Here is an 18,188-nt window from a genome sequence, read left to right on the forward strand (position 1 = left end):
CGACGGGTCGGAAGCGACAGTGTATCGGATTATTGCTATGGTAATGCAAATAGCATTTAATTAGCATGGCCGCCTGTAAAAGGTCGATTCGCTTCAATTTGCATCTTTTGATGATAAATTGGCGGACAAATAAAAATGTGTCATCGGCATCACGACACCACGAGAGATGTTCAAGAAGTTTTTAAACATAGGGAGTGAAGTGTGAGTTCGGTATTGTCCACAGTAGAAAAAAAACTGGCGGCGCTGCCAGTGTCGGTGCAAATGCAGTTGCCCGACGGGGGGAAGATTGGTGACGCCAACGCCCGGTTACGGATGAAAGTCAATGACCGCGCCACGCTGGTCAACTTTGCAACCGGGCAGGCGGGCAATCTGGGCGAAGACTATGTCGAGGGGCGTTTTGAGGTCGAGGGCTCGATGCGCGACCTGATGAACGTTGCCGCTGCCATCTTGAACGAATCACCGATTGATGCTGCACGGGGTAACTGGCTCACTGGCCTGGCCCGGCATCTCGTGTCTATTTACCGGCACTCCACCGCGCGGGATGCCCGTCAAATTCAGTTTCACTACGATTTATCCGACGAGTTCTACGGGCTTTGGCTAGACCCGCGCCGGGTTTATTCTTGTGCTTACTACCGCACACCCGACATGACGCTTGCTCAGGCGCAAGAGGCCAAGCTCGATCACATTTGCCGGAAACTGCGCTTGAAGAGTGGCGAGCGTTTTATAGACATTGGCGCGGGGTGGGGCGGGCTCCTGCTCTGGGCTGCCGAAAACTACGGTGTCGACGCTACCGGCATTACGCTGTCTAAAAACCAGCATGCCCACGTTAATCGTTTGATCGACGAAAAGGGGTTGCGCGGGCGCGTGCGTATGGAGCTGCTCGATTACCGTCATCTTGACGAATCGGTAGCCTACGACAAAATCGCGTCTGTGGGTATGTTCGAACACGTGGGGCGGGCCCAGCTTGAAGGGTATTTTTCGAAGTTGCGCCGCTTGCTTAAACCCGGTGGCCTGATCATGAATCATGCCATTACTGCCGGCGGTGTTTACAACGCCGAGGTGGGGGCCGGCATGGGGCAGTTCATCGAAAAGTATATTTTCCCGGGGGGGGAGCTCACGCATATCAGTAACGAACTGGCCAAGGCGGCTATGGCCGGTCTTGAAGATGCCGACGTCGAAAACTTGCGTCCTCATTATGCGCGCACCTTATGGGCCTGGAGCGATTCGCTTGAGTCTCAGCTTGAAGCGGCCCGCGCCACACTGAAACCCGGTTTGCAGGGCGACAAATCGTTGCGTGCCTATCGTATCTATCTGGCAGGTTGTGCGCTGGGGTTCGAGCAAGGTTGGATCGCGCTGCATCAGGTGTTGTTTCAGCACAAGGCGACTGGCCGGCAAGACGAGCTCGACAACCCGGCCGACCTTACCTTTCCGTGGCGTCGCGACTACATTTATAAATAGGCTGATTTTTCGCGCTGGTACTGGGCCTGGGTGCGCCAGTACCAGAAGCGAAGCAGCAAGGCCGACATACCCAGGCCGAGCCCGGCCATGAGCCACAGCGTGGCCGCACCGGTCGGTGCGCCAGGCATTAGCGTGTTAATGACCGGCTGCAATGTGCCGGCCGCAGGTCCAAAGCCCAACACCCAGCCCCCCACCAGGCCAACCCCGATTAAGGCAAATATCTGCATAATCAAAGGGATAACCGCTACCTTGTATGCCCGCAGCAGGTACGTGTTGATGCATTGCATGGCGTCGCACAAATGGAAAAAAGGCAAAATTTGCAGCAGCAGTGCGGCCAGCGCGCCTACCTGGGCATCGCTGGTGTACAGGGCAATGATTTGCGGCTTGAATACAAGCAGCAGTGTCGCTGTCAGGGCTGCGCCGGCTAGCGCCAACAAAAAGCCCGCCTGCCCAGTGAGTTTGGCCCGCGCCGGGTCCTCGGCGCCAATGGCCTGCGCCGTCAACGATGCCGAGGCGATGCCGATGGCCATGGGCATCATGTAGCAAAGCGCTGCCAGGTTGGCCATGATCTGGTGGCTGCCGGTAACGAACATGCCTTCGCGGGCCACCATAAGGGCCATAAAGGTAAAGGCGCACACTTCAATCAGGTACGAGCCACCCATGGGCAGGCCCAGTCGAAGCAGTTCTTTTTGGGTGGGCCAGTCGATTCTCCCGAGCCGCAACTGGAACTGTTTGAAAAATGAGTCGTGTTTGAGCACCCATAAACCCATACCCAGCATCAACCAGCTAACCACTGCGGTAGCTAGCCCCGCGCCGGCCGCGCCCATGGCGGGAACGCCGAACTGCCCGAAAATAAAAATCCAGTTGAAGAGCACTTTGAATGGGATGCTGACCAGATTGATGGCCATGACGACCTTCGGGCGCGATACTGCGGTGCCCAGGCAGTAAATAGTGCGGAAAACCAGCGCGGCCGGCATGGCCACAATAAGTGCCAGCAGGTAGTTGCTGATTTTGCTCATGACCACCGGGTCAATGTCCCCCGAGAACATAAGCCATACATTGGGAAATAACAATGTCACGGCGCCGGCAGCCGACAGCCCCAGTGCCAGCCATACGCCTTGACCCCAGGCCTTGCCGGCGCTTTCAAGGCGCCGGGCGCCATAATGCTGACCAATAATGGGGATAAGCGCATGCACAACGCCCATCAGGCCAACAAACACTGTCAGGTATATCGACACCGACAGCGCCATGGCTTGCAGGTCGGCGGCGCTGCTATGGCCGGCCATGGTGGTGTCTGCCACGGCAAAAGCCATGCTGGCCCAGGCGCTGACCAGCACTGGCCAGGCTTGGCGCACGGTTTCTTTAAAATAGTGTCCCAGCGTTCGGGGTGGGACGGCGCGGGTGTTCATTGCGGCAAAATACGCAAGAGCAGGAAGTTTTCTTTACGCTCGGCTGGGCGTTTTCCTTGCCAGATCAGTTGTGTAGACTGACCGGGCAGGGGGGTGTAACCCTCTTCGAGTGCTTGAGGGCTGGTTTGTACTAGGACTACTCGGCACTCGCCAGACGGACTGAATTTGAGCCCATTGAACGCGTAAAACGCGGCGCGCTGGCCCAAGCCCAGGGCGAGCGGGCGTACGCATTCGTTGGGGCCCACTTGCAAATTGATGGCTTGCGCCAGTTCGGCCGATACGCTTCTGTAGCTGCGAACGAAGTCGAGGGCTGGCATCCAGAGGGTGACTAGCAGCAGCCAGGTGGTGACAATACCGCCGGCTGAAAGTACTGTGCCTCGCCACAGCGCGGCCGGTCGGTGTTTCAGGCGCCAGCGTACCAGTGCCACCCAGGCCAGTGTGCCCGCCACTGCAACGAATAGTGCCGGAATAGAAATGTGGGCTTCGTAACCTTGGGTTTGCCGTGCAATATTATTGGAAATTTGCTCGGGCCAGCCAGCGTGCAGCGCCACCCAGCCTAGCCAGACGGTTGCTGCGGACAGCGAAAAGCACATGACCGCAAACCAGTCGAGCGAGTTGACTGCCCCCCGGCGCAGGGTGGGCAGGGCAAACGCCGCCAAAACGGCAAACGGTACGGCCATCAGGCTGTATTCGGGCTCGAAGGGGTCGGCCAGAAACATAAGCGTCAGCAGTGGCCAGAGGGCGAACATCAGTGGAAACCAGATGTGCGGGGACTTAAGCCAGGATCGCCATTGCCAGACGGCCATGATTGCAAAGGGCCAAGTCGGCCAGAGAAACCAGGGTAGGTCGCGGAAAATATCTAGCAGCTGCGTGGGCCTGGGCAGGCTGAGCGACTCGGTATGCCAAAGCCACCAGTGCTCGACCCAGTAGGGGCCAAAATGACGGGCTGGCATCCACCAGAGCAGGGCAATACCAATAGCTAGCGCAAATGAAATGACCAGCCAGCGCAGTTGGCTGCGCAGCGCTGATTGCGGCGCGAAAGCGCACAAAACAGCCAGCGCAATGGGCAGTGCGCCAATAAACCCACGCGTAAGAAACGCGCCGGCCAGCGCCAGACCCAAGGTAACAGCGCCCGACATGGGGCGGTCTAGCATGCGCACGACCGAATAAAAGGCCAGCGCTTGAAACGCAACGATGGCCGGCACTTCGGAGGTTTCGTGCATGCGCCACATAATGCCTGCCGTAGCCAGAATAAGCAGTAGCGCGGCATCGGCAATCATGCGCCCGTAGGCTTTGACGGTAGGTTCGCCGCCAAAAGGCAGCGGTAGCGGCTGGGGCTCGGGTCGCCGCCCCAGCAAGTAGGTGGCATACCACACAGAGCCCGTCATGAGCCCGAACCACAGTAAATTGGGTAGGCGCGAACTGGCAAAGACTGCGTCGAGCGGCGTGGTGAATAGGGCAAATAGCGGGCTGAATACCCAGATAAAAAAGGCGCCTGTCCACATTGTTAACGGCCCGTCTTGTGCGTGGGCCAGGTTGCCCACTTGGGGCAGCCAAGCAGCCAGGCCGGGCTCGTTAAGGGCCGACATCATGGTGGCCAGGCCGACGACGTCATCGGTTTTCCAGGGGTCGCGGAAATACAGCCCCGCAAAAATGTAGACGAGGCACAAGACCAGCAGATACAGGCGGGGTAGCTTCGCAGTTGCCGGCGCGGTCAGGCGCGCGGGCGTGGAGCGATTTTCAGGGGCGGCCACGAGTTGGAAAAGGGTACGGGTAAAGGTGCAATCTTAAATTAAAAAGGCAGCCTTGAGGCTGCCTTCAGGGGCTGCGCAAAAAACGCAGCCTGACCAGTGCAAATAAGGGGCTTATGCGCCTTTTTTGACGGTGCCGGCGGTGCGGGCAAAACGGGCACGGAACTTCTCAACGCGACCTGTTTCGACGATGCGGGTTTGAGCGCCGGTGTAGAAGGGGTGCGATTCGGAAGTGACTTCACACTTGAACAGCGGGTAGGTTTTGCCGTCGAGTTCGATGGTTTCGCGGGTGTGCAGTGTAGAGCGCGAAACGAACTTGTTGCCGGTTTGCTGGTCGAGGAAAACGACTTCGCGGTATTCGGGGTGAATGCCTTCTTTCATGATAAGTTCCTGTAGGTAAAATTTTGGGTCGCCGGCTTGGCGCGCACCGCACCGGGTAATGTGTGTGGTGCAAAAGCGCAGGCTACGTATCCTGGGTAACCCCTAATATTAACACGCCGATAATTTTTCTAAAAGCTTGTTGTGTAGTTGCCATTGTGCGGTGCTACAGTTGCCCGCGCTCTGCCAATGAGACGGCCCCCGACCCGGTCACGACCAGGTGGTCAAGTAGCCTGATGTCTACCATAGCCAGCGCCTGTTTCAGGTGACGGGTCAGGTTCAGGTCGGACTGACTCGGCTCGGCCACTCCGGACGGATGGTTGTGCGCCAAAATAACCGCGGCTGCATGATGTTGTAATGCCGCCTTGACCAGTTCACGCGGGTATACAGACGCCTGGCTAAGCGTACCCTTGGACACTTCTTCACTGGTGATCAGGCGAAACTGGCTGTCCAGGTAAAGGGCAATGCAATGCTCTACCTTGTGGTGGCCAATGGTGGCGATGCAATAGGTGCGCACCCGTTGGGGTTGATCAAGCGCAACGCCGTGCGTCAACTCTTCGGTTAGCGCCCGTCGCGCAAGCTCGCTAACGGCAAGCAGCTCGCATGTTTTGGCTTGCCCAAGTCCGGGCGCACGCATCAGGTCAGCTGCATCTGCCGAAAGCAGGTTGCGCAAGCCCTTGAAGGCTTGCAGCAAATCGTGCCCCAGCATGACCGCGTTACGGCCTTTGGTACCGGTTCTTAATATGATGGCCAGCAGCTCTGCCGAGGTAAGCGTATGAGCCCCGTGCGTCAATAATCGTTCGCGGGGGCGTTCGTCGTTTTGCGGGTTGCTGTGAAGCGTCATGAGAAGCTCTAAAATAGGGGTCGGTAATGACCTCTACGGTGACAGATTTTGACTTCCTCTACAGATCCAGTGAATGCTTTTGTCCGTCCGGACTCCTACCTGACTTTGCACTATCGCATTACTTTGGTAACGGGCCCTGCGGCCGGTTCAGTCTTTGTCGATACGTTTTCTCAAAAACCTGCCACGCTGCAGCTGGGCATGGGGCAATGGGCGCCCACCATGGAGGCTGCGCTTGTCGGTCGCGAAGAAGGCACCGAGTTCGTGCTCGAGCTGCCAGCCGCACAAGCTTATGGTGACCGTAACCCCGAACTGATCCAGCGCGTCAGCCGCAATATGCTCGAGGCGCACTCCGAGCCGGGCGTGCAATACGAACCCGGCGATATCGTTGAGTTTGCAGCCCCTAATGGCGGCCGGTATTCGGGTATCTGTAAACAATGGGACGGCGATTCAGCCATTTTCGATTTCAACCACCCGCTGGCTGGGGCCGATTTGCGCATCGACGTCAAGCTTTTGGGGGTGTTGTAATGCAAGCCGAATATCCGGATTTATCCGCTACCGAAGTCGTTTTGGCGCAACCCAGGGGGTTTTGCGCTGGGGTTGATCGCGCCATCGAAATCGTCGAGCGTGCCCTTGAAATTTACGGCGCGCCTATTTATGTGCGCCACGAAATCGTGCACAACCGCTATGTGGTTAACGATTTGCGTGAAAAGGGCGCTGTTTTTATTGACGAACTCGACGATGCGCCAGCTGGCGCAATCGTGGTGTTTTCTGCGCACGGGGTTTCTAAAGCCGTACGTCGGCAAGCCGACGATCTTGGTCTGAAGATATTCGACGCGACGTGCCCGCTGGTTACCAAGGTGCACGTAGAAGTGTCCAAAATGCGTGGGGCGGGCCGTGAAATCATCATGATCGGTCATAAGGGCCACCCAGAAGTCGAGGGCACGTTGGGCCAGGTGCCCGACGGCATGTACCTGGTTGAAACCCCTGAAGACGTTGAGTCATTGCAGGTTAAAAACCCCGATAACCTCGCATTTGTTACGCAAACAACGTTGTCAGTCGACGATGCTGAAAAGGTCGCCAACGCTTTGCGAGTCCGCTTCCCCTCTATTGTCGAGCCTAAAAAAAGCGATATTTGCTATGCCACGCAAAATCGCCAAGATGCGGTCAAGTTCATGGCACCGCAGTGCGACGTGGTCCTGGTAGTGGGCAGTGTCAACAGCTCGAACTCCAACCGTTTGCGCGAAGTGGCCGAGCGTAAGGGCGCCAAGGCCTATCTTATCGACGATCCCGGTATGATTCAGCCCGAGTGGGTCGCTGGTGCGCGTCGCGTAGGGCTGACTGCCGGCGCGTCGGCACCCGAGGTGCTCGTAGAAAACGTTATTCAGCGGCTCAAGTCGCTGGGCGTTGTCTCGGTGCGTACCTTACCCGGGGCCGAAGAAAACATTGCATTTCCCTTGCCTAAAGGCTTGTCCGGAAAATCTGATCAGGAATAAAAATGAAAAAAAGCGTGAAGTTGGTGGGGTTGGTGGTGGTGTTGGCGGTTGCCTATGGTGCCTCCAGTTGGTATGTGGGCCAGCGTGCCCAAGACGTCATCGAAAATGCCGTGCAAACCGGTAATCAAAACCTTGGGCGTATTTTCGGTGCCGAAGCCAGTACGCAGCCCATACAACTGTCCGTCAGTCGTTACGACCGCGGCTTGTTCTCGTCCAATATTATTTACTCGTTGAAAATCGTCGGGCCAGGTGGCGTAGTCACCGAGTATTTGCTTGGCGATCGTCTCGATCATGGCCCATTCCCGCTGTCGGCCTTGCGTCAGGGCCAATTTGCCCCGATGCTGGCGCTAAGCCATGCCAGTCTGGTGCCCAATACGGCGACTCAAGCCTGGTTCGATAGCCTGAAGGGGGCGAATCCGGTCGACATCACGACTCGGGTGGGGTTCTCGGGTGCGGGGTCCACACAGGTCTCGTTTGCACCGGTCGAACACACGACGCCTGAAGACTTGAAGGTGTCGTTTGCCGGCGGCGACATGACCATCGAATTCAGCAGTGGGCTCGATTCGGCCACAACCCGGGGCGTGTTTCCAAAGCTGCAAATTACCAACACAACAAGCGACGAATCCGTGCTTGTCGACAATATGGTTTTCGACAAAACATACCAGTTTGCGGCAGCCGATCGTAATCATGTCACCCAGTTCAAACTCAACGTGCAGCGCTTTGGCCTGCTTGCCGAAAAGCAAGAGGTGCTTGGCCTGTCCGACGTGTCGGTATCGGGTAACAGCAGCGATCAAAACAATAGTTTCGATGGCGCTGCCCGTTACGACATCGGCAGTGTGGCGTTTTCGGGCAAGAACCTGGGTAAGTTTGCAGCCGGGTTTCAGGTTAACCGGCTCGACCTTCAGGCATTGGGTGCTTTAACCCGGCAATACGATGAGCTCCTGGCCGAGCAGGGGTTGTCAGAAGACGACATTCCGCAACTCGATCACGACGACTTGCTGCGTTTGCGTGAGCACCTCTTCGAGGCGTTAAAGTCCAAGCCTTCGCTGGGTATCGACCCTATTGTTCTGGATAACGGTGATGGTCAAAGTCAAATTTCGGTCAAGGCCGATTTCGTCCGGCCCGACATCGTCTATCTCGACGCGCCCACCGAAGACGTCCTTCTGCAAGCCATCGGCGCGCTCGATCTTTCGTTCTCGCTTAATAAATCAATGATGGCCAAGACCTACAGTCAGTTGGCCGAAGACGAACCCTCTGAGGCTCAGGCCAACGCGCGTGCACGCATGCTCTTTGATGCGTACGCCGGGCGTCTGCAGCGTGCCGGCCTGGCCGCTTACACCGACGGTGTATTGTCTTCAAATATCCGCTACCAAGATCAGCAGGTTGTGGTCAATGGCCAGACCTTGTCGGTGGCCGAATTCTTGCAGCGTGGTTCGTTGTTGCTGCTGCAGTAATGTGTTGCGATGGGCCGGCGCTGTCCGGCCCTTGATTTGTATCAATCCGGGCGCCGTTTTTTGCAGGCGCCCGTCGCATTTTGCATGTACGATCTCAAACAGAAATTCTAGTCTGGGGATCCTCATGTTTTTTCATAACAATACCGTCCTGATTATTTTTATTGTGGGCGTGCTCTTGCTGATCATCGGCGTAGGTTTTCGTGATCGCAACCCCGGCATGGTGCTGTTGGGCATTGGCTTAATGGCCACGCTATATGCGGTTGTCCAAAAGGCTATCGAACTCTTTTCATCCTGAACCGCGACCCAGGCAACGTCGTTGCCACCGGAGGGAGAATGCCTGTTTTACCCCCCGAAAGTCAAACCCCGCTGTGGCATACCTTAAGTGCCGACGAAGCTCGCGAGCGGGTTCAAACCAGCCCCGAAGGCCTCTCTGAAGACGAGGCGGCCAAAAGACTTGCCCAGTACGGGCCCAACCGGCTGGCGCCCCCGCGCAAGCGCGGGCCCATCAAACGGTTTTTGGCGCAGTTCCACAACATATTGCTTTACATCATGTTGGCGGCAGCCGTGGTTACCGCTTTGTTCGACCACTTCATTGACACCGGCGTGTTGTTGGCTGCGGTGCTTATCAACGTGGTTATTGGCTTCATCCAGGAAGGTAAAGCCGAATCCGCACTCGACGCCATCCGAAACATGTTGTCGCCGCACGCCACCGTGGTGCGCGCGGGGCGGCGTTACGAAATAGACGCAGGCCTGCTGGTACCCGGCGACATCATTGTGCTGAATCCGGGTGACAAGGTGCCCGCCGACGTCAGGCTCATGTCCGTCAAAACGCTGCGCATCGAAGAGGCCGCACTGACGGGCGAATCGTTACCTGTCGAGAAAGACATACACCCGGTTGGCCCGGACGAAGCCCTGGGCGACCGCACCGGGATGGCCTTTGCGGGAACGCTGGCGGTCAACGGGCAGGCCACGGGTGTTGTTGTGGCGACGGGGGCGCATACCGAGCTGGGCAAAATCAATCAGATGCTGGCGTCGATACGGCAGGTCAGTACGCCAATGATGCGCCAGATCAATCATTTTTCTTATGTGCTGGCGCTGGTCATTATGATCATTGCCGCCCTGACGTTTGCTTACGGCGTGTGGGTGCGCGGCGAGCCTGTTATCGACATGTTCATGATGGTGGTTGCGCTGGTCGCATCGGCCATTCCCGAAGGGTTGCCCGCCATCATGACGGTTACATTAGCGCTTGGTGTTCAGCGTATGGCGCGTCAAAAGGCAATTGTTCGTCGTTTGCCAGCGGTCGAAACTCTGGGGTCGGTTACTGTGATTTGCAGTGATAAAACAGGCACGCTGACGCGCAACGAAATGACGGTTCAGCGGGTGGTGTGTTCCGACGAGGCCGTTGACGTCAGTGGCGTCGGTTATGAGCCCGACGGCAAATTCAGTATCGATGGGCAAGGGGTCGATCCCGAACTGCATCCCGTGCTCGCGGCGGCCTTGCGGGTCGGTACGCTGTGCAACGACGGCGGCTTGTTCTTCGAGGGTGACCGTTGGCAGGTTGAAGGTGACCCGACCGAGGGCGCGTTACTGGTTCTCGGGCGCAAGGCGGGTCGGACCGAGACCGAGCGGCATGCCGATTGGCCACGGGTCGATTCTATTCCTTTCGAGTCCGAAAACCGGTACATGGCGACACAGCATCGCGACGCGCAGGGCCTGTCGTGGGTGTTTGTCAAAGGGGCGCCCGAACGCATTATTGATATGTGCAGCTTCGAGCTGACGCTGGATGGGCCGCGTCGTATTCAGGTCGATTACTGGCGTCGCATGGCCAACGATACGGCTGCCAGGGGCTTGCGTTTGCTTGCATTGGCGCAAAAGCAGACCGAGCCTGCAGGCGCTTGCCTTGCCCCCGAGGACGTCGTCGAAGGCTATGTAATGCTGGCTTTGGTCGGCATTATCGATTTGCCCCGAGACGAGGCGATTCGTGCCGTGGCCGACTGTCATGGGGCGGGTATTCGCGTCAAGATGATTACTGGTGACCACGCTGACACGGCCAAGGCGATTGGCGCGCAGCTGAATATCGGCCCGGGTAAGCCGGCGCTGACAGGGGCAGAAATTGCGCTGCTCGACGATGCCGCATTGGCGCGGGTGGTTGCCGATATCGACGTGTTCGCCCGGGCAAGCCCTGAGCATAAATTGCGTCTGGTTCATGCGTTGCAGCAGCAAGGTCATGTGGTCGCCATGACCGGCGATGGCGTTAACGACGCGCCCGCGCTTAAACGGGCCGATGTCGGTGTGGCCATGGGGCTTAAGGGCACAGAGGCCGCCAAAGATGCGTCTGATATGGTGCTGGCCGACGACAACTTCGCTACCATTGCGGCGGCGGTGCGCGAAGGCCGTGCGGTGTACGACAACGTCAAAAAATTCATTTTGTTCATGTTGCCCACCAACGGTGGTGAGGCTTTGATCGTGATTGCGGCATTGCTTTTAGGTTTGGCCTTGCCGCTGACGCCTGCGCAAGTGCTCTGGATCAACATGGCGACCGTTAGCACGCTGGGCTTGGCGCTTGCCTTCGAGAAACCCGAGTCGGGCATCATGCAGCGCGATCCACGTCCGCCAACCGAGCGCATTTTGTCTGGCTTTTTCGCTTGGCGGGTTGTGTTTGTATCGGTACTTATGGGCGGCGGTGCCTTGGGTTTGTTCGTTTGGGAAATTGCGCAAGGCACCGACCTGGCGGTTGCCCGGACCTTGGCGGTGAATGCTGTGGTGTTCAGCGAAATGTTCTACTTATTGAACAGCCGCCATATTTACGATTCGGTGCTGAATCGCGAGGGTATCCTCGGAAGTCGGCATTGTCTTGTGGCTATTTTGGTTTGTATTGGCTTGCAGTTGGCGTTCACGTATGTGCCGCTCATGCAGACTATTTTTGTCTCGGCGGGTTTGTCTTTCACCGACTGGCTGAAAGTTGTGGGTATCGGTCTGAGTGTCTTTTTTGTCGCCGAAGCCGAAAAGATGATTTCAAGAATTATTTTTTCCAGGGCGCGATAACCGCAGGGTTAGCAAGGGTACACTCGGGGCTGTGTCGCGCTGCGTCCGAACCTGACGTTTTGTTACAAGAACGAACTCATGCCCGAGAACAACTCATTGCCTTTGGCAAGCCCAGGTGTCAGCCCCGAAAAAATACACATTTTTGTGGTGTGCCTGGCCTTGATGGCCGTATTTTTGCTAGATCTGATCACCCCGTTGGGCCTGGCCATTGGCGCTTTGTATGCGCCAGTGGTGCTCTACACCATTCTTGTACGTCGGCCTCAATTTACATTGTGTGTTGCCGTCGTCGCGGTAGTCGCCATTGGTATAGGTTTTGTTGCATCTCCGCCCGCGCCGCTGACCTTTCCAATTTTGCATGTTTGGCTCAATCGCATTATTTCAGTCATTGCTGTAGGGGTTACCGGGTGGCTGGTTATTTACCGGGTAAATGCTTATGCGCAGCTAGAGGCCGTCAATAACCGTTTGCGCGCGGTTAGCCGCGAGCTCACCGAGCAGCAACAGCTACTCAAGGCCGCTTCTGCGGTGGGCGGTCTGGGCGGGTGGGCTATCGATCTAATTTCCGGTCGGGTCACATGGTCTGAAGACGTTGCGCGTATTCACGGGGCCGAGCCCGGGTACACTCCCAGCTCCATCGATGCCAGTTTCGGCTTTTATGTCGAAGAAGATCGGGCTTACGTTCAGGCTGTGTTTCATCGAGCGCGGGTCGACGGCAAACCCGTCGAGATCGACGCCCAGATCAACACGCTTGACGGGCGGCGGGTGTGGGTGCGCGCGGTGGGTAAACCCATAGTCGATGAAACGGGTAGGGTTGTACGGATTGAAGGCGCCATGCAAGATGTCACCGCCCGAAAGTTGGCCGATCAGGCCGTGCTTGTTAGCTTGCAGCGGTTCCAGCAGTTGGCCGAATCCATGCCTATTACGGTTTGGACAGCGACTGTCGATGGCGAGATCGACTATGTCACGCCCTTATTTTTCGAGTATGCCGGCATCCCTGGGCGTACTTTGAATGTTGAACAGTGGATGAACTGTATACATTCGGCCGACAAGGCCAAAGTGCTCGAAGCCTGGTCCCACGCAGTAAATACCGGCGAAAAATATGAAATCGAGATGCGTCTACGGCGCAATGACGGCGTTTATCGTTGGCATTTGGTGCGTGCCTTGCGGGTCAACGAGTCGGCTGAATCGCGTAGCAAGTGGTATGGGTCAATTACCGATGTACACGACCAAAAAGAGACGCTCGATCAAGCCTCACAACTGGCTGGACGTCTGACCGCTACGCTTGAAAGCATCACCGATGCATTCTTTACCCTAGATGCCCAATGGAATTTCACGTATTTGAATTCTCAGGCAGAGCGTTTGCTGAAACGTTCTCGCGAAGACCTGATAGGCAAATGCGTATGGGCGGAATTCCCTGCCGCAGTTGGTACAACCTTTGAAATTGAATATCGTCGCGCCATGGTCGAGCAATGTCCTGTGGTGTTTGAACAGTTTTATGCGCCGCTCGATTTATGGTTTGACGTGCATGCGTATCCCTCGCCCGAAGGGCTTGCTGTTTACTTCCAGGACCTGACTGAGCGTCGTGCCGCCCAAGCGCAAGTCAGGCTGCTCGAACTGGCGATCTCCCGCTTGAACGATGTTGTGATCATTACCGAAGCAGAGCCCATTGAGGCGCCGGGCCCTCGAGTAGTCTTCGTCAACGATGCATTTATCAGGCGTACGGGTTATAGCCGCGAAGAGATCATTGGCCAGAGCCCGCGTTTGCTGCAAGGGCCGGGCACATCGCGGGCCGAGCTCGACCGTATTAAAAAAGCAATCAAGCAATGGCAGCCTGTCAGGGCCGAGCTACTCAATTACACCAAGGCCGGCGACGAGTTCTGGATCGAAATCGATATTGTGCCGCTGGCCGACGATACGGGTTGGTATACCCATTGGGTAGCGGTCGAACGCGATATCACCTCGCGCAAGGTGCTTGAAGACCGCTTACGTCATCTGCAGCGTATGGATGCTGTGGGGCAACTTACCGGCGGCGTAGCGCACGACTTCAACAATTTGCTTACGGTGATGCTGGGCAATGCCGAGCTTTTAAGCGAACAACTTGAAGATCAGCCCGATTTGCTCGAACCCGCTAAATTGATTGTTCAGGCGGGTCTGCAGGGCGCGCAGCTGACCCAGCGTTTATTGGCTTTCGCTCGGCAACAGCCCCTCGAGCCCAAGTCTCTTGACGTGAATCATATTATCGGTGGGCTTAAGCCCATGCTGGCGCGCACCTTAGGCGAACACATCGGCCTTGAGTTTGTCTCGGGTGCTGGTTTATGGCCGGCACTGGTCGACCCGTCGCAGCTCGAAGACACTTTGCTGAACCTGGCCCTTAACGCCCGAGACGCCATGCCCGATGGCGGACGGCTGACGATCGAGACCGGTAATATATGGTTTAGCGACGAGTATGTGCGCAACTATGCCGACCTGAAGCCTGGTCAGTATGTCATGATTGCTGTGTCTGACACTGGGGTAGGTATTGCCGAGCACCACCGCGACCGCATCTTCGAGCCTTTCTTTACCACCAAGCCCAAGGGCAAAGGTACAGGACTGGGGCTGCCCATGATCTATGGTTTTCTAAAGCAGTCGGGGGGACATATATCGGTTTATTCTGAACCGGGGCAAGGCACGACTGTCAAGGTATACCTGCCCAAGGCTGGGGCTGCTGTTGTCGAAAACATCCCCGCAGACGACGCCGTCGACGTGTTGGGCGGTGACGAAACCATTTTGCTCGTCGAAGACGAGCCTTTGGTTCGTGAGTACGCGGGTAGTCAGCTTGCGGCGTTAGGCTATAAGGTCTTGCCTGCCGCCAATGGCAGCGAGGCCCTGCGTATCATTCGGTCGGGGCAGTCGATCGATTTGCTGTTTACCGACGTGGTCATGCCAGGTGGCATCAGCGGCAAGCAACTGGCCGACCAGGTAGCCTCGGTTAATCCGGGGATTAAGGTATTGTTTACGTCCGGCTACACTGAAAACGCTATTTTGCATCATGGCCGTCTCGACCCAGGGGTAGTACTTTTGAACAAGCCTTACCGTCGCTCGCAACTGGCCATCAAAGTTCGTCAGGCACTGCAACAACATAGTTCGGAGGCCCATTCATGAGCTCGTCCCCCAGTCGTTTACTGATTCTCGATGACGACCCTTCGGTTGGGCAAACTATAGAACTCATTGCGAAGGCCGCGGGTCTCGAGACCCGCTTTACGTCGTCGCCCGATACTTTTTTTCGGCTGGTCGACGAATGGCAACCTGACCATCTGGCGATTGATCTGGTGATGCCCGATATGGACGGTGTCGAGGTGTTGGCGAGACTGGCCAAACGTTCGTGTCCGGCCCGCATTATTGTGACCAGCGGTGTCGATCATCGCGTGCTCGATGCTGCCGGCCGTTCGGCCACCGAACGGGGGTTGAATATTGTGGGCGTCTTGCCTAAGCCCTTCATGCCGTCGGCGCTTCGGCGAATGTTTGCCACACCTTCGGTCAGTAGCGTTTTGCCCGAAACGTCCTCATCACGGCAACCCGGGCAGGCCATGGCAGCGGTGGGCAACTATCTGATCCAGCCGCATGATATTCAAGCCGGGCTCGACGGCAACCAGTTCTTTCCGGTTTATCAGCCGAAAATTTCGTGTTTCAGTGGCCAGTTAGTCGGTTTCGAAGCCCTGATGCGTTGGCGGCACCCGCAACTGGGTATGGTGCCGCCCGACAAATTCATCGGGTGCGCCGAAAACTCCGGCCTCGTCGACGCCCTGACCCAGCGCATGTTCGATCTCTCGCTTGAGTGGTTCGCCCAGCACTACGGCAGCACGTCGGTGCGTTTGGCGATTAATATTTCTGCCCGGTCACGCCTCGATGACGTTTTCGTCGAAGACATTATTGGTCGTTGCCGAAAATGCGGGTTGGCGCCCGGCCAACTTATTTTCGAGCTGACTGAAACCAGCGCCATGGAAGATCCAGTGGCTTCACTTGACCTGCTCACGCGTATGCGCATGAAAGGTATCCATTTGTCGATCGACGACCTGGGAACCGGGTTTTCTTCGTTGCTTCAGTTGGTCAGGCTGCCGTTTTCTGAGCTTAAAGTCGACAAGTCGTTTGTGATTACCGCCTCGCAGTCTTCTGAATCCAGACAGGTCGTTCAGGCCATTGTGGGTTTGGGGCAGAGCCTGGGTATTCAATCTACCGCCGAGGGCGTCGAAGACCGCGAAACCTTACAGTTCTTGCGTGACATTGGCTGTAATTTTGCGCAGGGCTTTCATATTGCCCGCCCCATGCCGGCCGACGAGGCCGCGCGCTGGTCGCATTTCAGTTTCGATTAGCCGTCACGCCATAAATTTGTTGTAAGGCGCAAGCCAAATATTTGCCTGCCCCTTGTTTGTTTGGCAGGTGCTTTTTGTTGGGGCTGCCCAGAGTAAAATTTCGCTCGTTAATCTCATGCTTGTTGTTAACGTCTAGGCAGCTTATCTTGGTTCAACCCTCTGCACCGACTTCCACCGAAGACCTCGAGGCGCGGCTCGCGCACGCCTCTGCACTGGTTAAACGTTTGCATTTGCAGTACGAGGTTGCGGGCATTTTGGCTGAGGCGCAGTCTGTCGACGACGCAATGCATGATGTGTTGACCACGCTGGGGCGCACCAAAGGTTGGGACCTCACCCAGGCCTGGTTGTTCGATGATGACCACGTCCAGCATTTTTATTGGTTCGACCCCGATGTCGATGTGGCGGCTTATCTTGAGGCCAGTCGGCGGCTTGACTTTGCCCAAGGGGGACATGCGCCTGCCCAGGCGCTCGAAGCTGGCGATGTCGTGTGGATTCCCGAGCTTAAACAGTTGCCCAATGCTACGCGGCAAGCGTCCGCAGCGGTAAACAATATCTGCAACGTGCTGGTTTTTGTACTTCGGCACGGTCAGTGCGTGTATGGTGTTATCGAACTGGCCAGTACGCAGTGCGACCCCCCGGAAGAGGGGATGCGCCAGTTGTTTCGCTTGTTGGGACGAGATATCGGGCGCTTCCTTGAGGCCATGAAATACGAGGCTGAGCTTGAGAAGAAAAATGCACGTCTGGCGCAAGCGCAGCGCATCGCCCGCATGGGTCACTGGGAGTGGCGTCCCCTGACCGGCCAATTGCATATTAATAATGGCACGTTGCGCGCGCTGGGTTTTGATCCAGAGCAGCATAATGCGCTCCCGACGCTTGACGCCTATTTTGCGCGGCTCTCTGACGCCGATCGCGACCGGCTCAGCGCTCAGCTTGTCGAGGTGCAAGACTTTCAGCGCACCGAGGTCGAGGCCGAACACGTGTTCAATGGTCCCGACGGTAATCCCCGAATGGTGGTCTTAAGGGCCGAAGCGCAAACTGATCGTCACGGTCGCTTGAATCGTGTGGTTGGCATGGTGCAAGACGTCACCGAGCGTAGGCGCGCCGAGGCACAATTGCGGTTGATTGCCAAAGCGGTCGAGCAGGCTGCTGAAGCGATGGTCATTCTGGATGCGTCGGGTACGATCATATCGGTTAACCCGGCGTTTACGCGTATTACCGGCTATGCTGGCGCCGAAGCTGCCGGCCGACTTATGGACGAACTCTTGCACCGCCCGACGGGCCGCCACGACGATGCTTTTTTCCGTCGCGTCGTCGGGTTTTTGCTGGCTGATGGCCATTGGGAGGGCGAAGTCTGGGCACTTCGCAAAAACGGAGAGGTCTTTCCCGAGCTGCTCAGCATCAGCGTTATCCGCGACGACAACGACAGCGTGGTCAACTACGTGGGCGTGTTCAATGATATTACTGACCAAAAAGAGCAAGAAGACCGGCTTAAACAGCTGGCGCTTTACGACAGTTTGACCGGCTTGCCCAACCGCACATTGTTGCGCGAACACCTTGAACAGGCGATGATGCGTTCGGCGCGCCAGCAACGGAAAATCGCGGTTTTGTTCTGCGACCTTGATCGTTTCAAACCCGTTAATGATACTTTCGGCCACGAGGTAGGCGACCAGTTGCTGAAGCAGGTGGCCGACCGACTGCGTTCCGCCGTGCGGGCGTCCGACCTCGTGTCGCGCCTGGGGGGCGATGAATTTGTCGTCGTGCTTGAAAGCATTGCGTCAGAGGCTGACGCCGGGCAAGTGGCCCATAAAATAGTCGATGCGATCGGAGCCCCGTTTGTTGTCGGCAAACGCGATATTGATATTGGCACTAGCGTTGGCATTGCGTTTTACCCCGATCATGGCGACAAGGCGCGTACCTTGTTGCGCCGAGCCGACCAGGCGCTGTACCAGGCTAAAGAAGCGGGCCGTAACGGTTATCAGGTTTGGGCGCCCTCAACTGCGGGTTAAAGGC

General features: G+C 56.8%; 13 protein-coding genes. 9 read left to right on the plus strand and 4 right to left on the minus strand.

Going from position 1 to position 18,188, the window contains the following annotated elements:
* The first annotated feature begins 201 nt into the window (after positions 1 to 201).
* The gene (locus CHR62_RS11705; RefSeq protein WP_093969029.1) at positions 202 to 1,458 is read left to right on the plus strand and encodes a class I SAM-dependent methyltransferase; all 1,257 of its coding nucleotides are present in this window, start codon (positions 202 to 204) and stop codon (positions 1,456 to 1,458) included.
* Here CHR62_RS11705 and CHR62_RS11710 read toward each other — a convergent pair.
* From CHR62_RS11710 to radC, 4 genes are all read right to left on the minus strand, one after another.
* Entirely contained in the window at positions 1,449 to 2,867 is a 1,419-nt protein-coding gene (locus CHR62_RS11710; protein WP_123661042.1) for an MATE family efflux transporter, read from the minus strand. The genes CHR62_RS11705 and CHR62_RS11710 overlap by 10 nt on opposite strands.
* Positions 2,864 to 4,621 (minus strand): glycosyltransferase family 39 protein, encoded by a 1,758-nt coding sequence (locus CHR62_RS11715; protein WP_123661043.1) that lies wholly within the window; start codon positions 4,619 to 4,621, stop codon positions 2,864 to 2,866. The genes CHR62_RS11710 and CHR62_RS11715 overlap by 4 nt, the downstream gene beginning before the upstream one ends.
* A 111-nt stretch (positions 4,622 to 4,732) precedes the next feature.
* Positions 4,733 to 4,999 carry a type B 50S ribosomal protein L31 gene (locus CHR62_RS11720; protein WP_093969026.1) on the minus strand — a complete coding sequence of 89 codons (267 nt, stop codon included), beginning with the start codon at positions 4,997 to 4,999 and terminating at the stop codon, positions 4,733 to 4,735.
* 163 nt (positions 5,000 to 5,162) lie between these two features.
* Positions 5,163 to 5,840, minus strand: a complete 678-nt coding sequence (radC, locus tag CHR62_RS11725; RefSeq protein WP_093969025.1) for a DNA repair protein RadC — start codon at positions 5,838 to 5,840, stop codon at positions 5,163 to 5,165.
* A gap of 48 nt (positions 5,841 to 5,888) precedes the next feature.
* Between radC and CHR62_RS11730 the strand changes: the two genes are divergently transcribed.
* The 8 genes from CHR62_RS11730 (at position 5,889) to CHR62_RS11760 (ending at position 18,184) form a co-directional block, all read left to right on the plus strand.
* The gene (locus CHR62_RS11730) at positions 5,889 to 6,365 is read left to right on the plus strand and encodes a peptidylprolyl isomerase (RefSeq protein ID WP_093969024.1); all 477 of its coding nucleotides are present in this window, start codon (positions 5,889 to 5,891) and stop codon (positions 6,363 to 6,365) included.
* Positions 6,365 to 7,333 carry a 4-hydroxy-3-methylbut-2-enyl diphosphate reductase gene (gene ispH, locus CHR62_RS11735; protein WP_093969023.1) on the plus strand — a complete coding sequence of 323 codons (969 nt, stop codon included), beginning with the start codon at positions 6,365 to 6,367 and terminating at the stop codon, positions 7,331 to 7,333. Before CHR62_RS11730 ends, ispH begins: the two co-directional genes overlap by 1 nt.
* Positions 7,334 to 7,335: 2 nt before the next feature.
* Positions 7,336 to 8,787, plus strand: a complete 1,452-nt coding sequence (locus CHR62_RS11740; RefSeq protein WP_123661044.1) for a YdgA family protein — start codon at positions 7,336 to 7,338, stop codon at positions 8,785 to 8,787.
* Between the two features lie 124 nt (positions 8,788 to 8,911).
* Complete coding sequence (locus CHR62_RS15700; protein WP_093969021.1) at positions 8,912 to 9,082, plus strand: hypothetical protein; 171 nt, start codon at positions 8,912 to 8,914, stop codon at positions 9,080 to 9,082.
* Positions 9,083 to 9,120: 38 nt separating this feature from the next.
* On the plus strand, positions 9,121 to 11,832 hold the full coding sequence (locus tag CHR62_RS11745; protein WP_123661045.1) for a cation-transporting P-type ATPase: 2,712 nt from the start codon (positions 9,121 to 9,123) through the stop codon (positions 11,830 to 11,832).
* Positions 11,833 to 11,910: 78 nt separating this feature from the next.
* Positions 11,911 to 14,970, plus strand: a complete 3,060-nt coding sequence (locus tag CHR62_RS11750) for a PAS domain-containing sensor histidine kinase (protein WP_123661046.1) — start codon at positions 11,911 to 11,913, stop codon at positions 14,968 to 14,970.
* Positions 14,967 to 16,178 carry an EAL domain-containing protein gene (locus tag CHR62_RS11755; protein WP_123661047.1) on the plus strand — a complete coding sequence of 404 codons (1,212 nt, stop codon included), beginning with the start codon at positions 14,967 to 14,969 and terminating at the stop codon, positions 16,176 to 16,178. Before CHR62_RS11750 ends, CHR62_RS11755 begins: the two co-directional genes overlap by 4 nt.
* A 146-nt stretch (positions 16,179 to 16,324) precedes the next feature.
* Positions 16,325 to 18,184: a diguanylate cyclase domain-containing protein gene (locus CHR62_RS11760; protein WP_123661048.1), complete on the plus strand. Its 1,860-nt coding sequence runs from the start codon at positions 16,325 to 16,327 to the stop codon at positions 18,182 to 18,184.
* The last annotated feature ends 4 nt before the right edge of the window (positions 18,185 to 18,188 follow it).

The organism is Pusillimonas sp. NJUB218 (genome assembly GCF_003788685.1).
GTDB lineage: Bacteria > Pseudomonadota > Gammaproteobacteria > Burkholderiales > Burkholderiaceae_B > Neopusillimonas.